The organism is Mesorhizobium sp. IMUNJ 23232 (assembly GCF_044326205.1).
GTDB lineage: Bacteria > Pseudomonadota > Alphaproteobacteria > Rhizobiales > Rhizobiaceae > Kumtagia.
Genome location: NZ_JBIRCY010000149.1, coordinates 1 through 2,509, shown reverse-complemented (window position 1 = coordinate 2,509; position 2,509 = coordinate 1). Strand labels below are relative to the sequence as shown.

The 2,509-nt window shown below is 63.2% G+C and carries 2 protein-coding genes; both read right to left on the bottom strand.

Translation table 11 applies throughout. The features are described 5' to 3' along the window. Positions 1–135 precede the first annotated feature (135 nt). The gene (istB, locus tag ACH196_RS37950; RefSeq protein ID WP_396651967.1) at positions 136–894 is read right to left on the bottom strand and encodes an IS21-like element helper ATPase IstB; all 759 of its coding nucleotides are present in this window, start codon (positions 892–894) and stop codon (positions 136–138) included. After that, complete coding sequence (gene istA, locus ACH196_RS37945; protein WP_396651966.1) at positions 891–2,387, bottom strand: IS21 family transposase; 1,497 nt, start codon at positions 2,385–2,387, stop codon at positions 891–893. The genes istB and istA overlap by 4 nt, the downstream gene beginning before the upstream one ends. Positions 2,388–2,509 lie beyond the last annotated feature (122 nt).

Here is a 2,509-nt window from a genome sequence, read left to right as displayed (position 1 = left end):
TGTCAATGGCGGCGCAAAACCAGGCCGTTGGGCGGCGCAAAAGTAGGCCACTTGGGCCGGCAAGCGGGGAACGGCGGGAGGGCGTAGCCCGACCACAGTTTGCCGCTTGCGGCGTCGGCGATTCCCTTGAGGGTTTCAGCCTGCCTTTCGGGCGCGGCTTTGGGCGAGACGGTAGCTTTCGCCGTTCATCTCGAGGATGTTGACGTGGTGGGTGATGCGATCGAGCAGTGCGCCGGTCAGACGCTCGGAGCCCAACGTCTCTGTCCATTCATCGAAAGGCAGATTGCTGGTGATCAGCGTCGCGCCGCGTTCGTAGCGTTGCGAGATCAGCTCGAATAGCAACTCCGCGCCGGTCTTGGACAGCGGCACGAAGCCGAGTTCATCGATGATGAGGAGTTTGTATCCGGTCATCTGCTTCTGGAAGCGGAGCAATCGCCGCTCGTCGCGCGCCTCCATCATCTCGCTGACCAGGGCGGCGGCGGTGATAAAGCCGACGGGCAGGCCCTTCTGACACGCCGCAAGTCCGAGGCCGAGCGCCACATGTGTCTTACCCGTGCCGCTGGGACCAAGGGCGATGACGTTCTCGCGCCGCTCGATCCATTCGCAGCGTGCCAGTTCCAGCACCTGCATCCTGTTGAGCTTCGGGATGGCGGCGAAGTCGAAGCTGTCGAGGCTTTTGACGACCGGGAACCTTGCCGCCTTGATGCGGCGTTCGACCTTGCGGCGGTCCCGTTCGATCATCTCCCGCTCGGCAAGTCGGGTGAGATATCCGACATGATCGACGCTCTCGGTGGCGCATAGTCGGGCAAGCTTTTGATACTCGCGCTGGAAGGTCGGCAGCTTGAGGGTTTTGAGATAGTGGGAGAGCAGGATCTCGGGAGCTTCGGTGCTCATGCCGCCTCTCCTGCATCCGCCGACAGAAGCCGCATGTACGCCTTTGTCGAGGTCGTCTCGACATTTGCTCTCGGCAGGTAGGGATAGATGGACAGGTCCAGTCGCGGCGGCCGACGCTCCACCCGGCACAGGAGAAGATGTTTGACGGCATCGAAGCCAATTGCGCCAAGCTGAAGGGCCTGCTTCACCGCCGCATGCAGGTCGGCGAGTTCGAAGCTTTCCAGCAGCCGCAGCACCTGCACATACTCGCGCCGGCCGTGCTTGTTCATACGCGCCTCCATGAGGCGGCGCAGCGTGGCGAACTCCTCAGGCAGGTCCCAGCCTTGCAAGGGCGCTGCCTGATCCAGCGCGTTGATCTTCCGCTCGATCAGCGGCAGGTAATGCAGCGGATCGAAGACGACGTCTTCCCGCTCCCAGCTTCGAGGATGACGGGCGATGATCTCGCCACGGCAGCCGATGACCACCTCGTCGACATAGCCGCGAACCCAGACCTCTTGATGGCCGAAGGCGACCGGAACGGAGTAGTCGTTGGTCTTGTATCGCACCAGCGACTGGGCCGTGACACGGGCGCTGGCCTGGTCGCACGCCTCCAAAGGCGACGCCGGCAACGGACGCATGGCGGCGAGATCGCGCAGCAAGCGCTCCCCGATCGTCTCGGTCTCACCACGCAGCCTGTCGCGCTGACGCTTACGACATTGCTCTTCCAACCAGGTGTTGAATGCATCCCATGTCGCAAATTGCGGAATCGGGACCATGAAGTTGCGCCGGGCATAACCGACAAGACCCTCGACGCTTCCCTTGTCGTTGCCCTTGCCGGGCCGGCCATACCGATCCCGGATCAGGTAATGCGATAGGAATCCGCTGAACAGCGTTGCCCGCTTGCGTGTGCCGTCGGGCAGGATCTTCGCCACCAGACAGCGATCGTTGTCGTAGACGATCGATTGCGGAACGGCCCCGAAGAAGGCGAACGCATGGATGTGGCCATCGACCCAAGCCTCCGACACCGCCGCCGGATAGGCCCGCACATAGCAGCCGTCGCTGTGCGGCAGATCCAGCACGAAGAAGTGCGCCTTCCGCTCCACCCCGCCGATCATCACCAGTGCCTCGCCGAAATCGGCCTGCGCGTGGCCCGGCGGATGCGACAGAGGCACAAACACCTCCTGGCGACGCTGCTCACGCTCGCGTATGTAATCCTTGATGATCGTGTAGCCGCCGGTGAACCCGCATTCGTCGCGAAGCCGGTCGAACACCCGCTTGGCCGTGTGGCGCTGCTTGCGCGGCACCTTCACGTCCTCGTCCAGCCATCGATCGACGGTCGAAACGAACGCGTCGAGCTTCGGCCGCCGGATCGGTGACCGCCGCCGGTAGCCGGGCGGGGTCGAATACGACAGCATCTTGGCAACGCTGTCGCGCGATATGTTGAAATGCTTCGCCGCCTGCCGCTGCGTCATCCCCTCCGAGCAAGCCAGACGGACCTTCAGATAAAGTTCCACGGTGTAGATCCCCTAACCCTCCTGCGCGAACCCCAGGAGGAAAATAGGTGGACGACTTTTACGCCGCCCGCAGCCGGACTATCCCGCCGCTACCGTGGCCGGTTTTTGCACCGCCGCGCTCA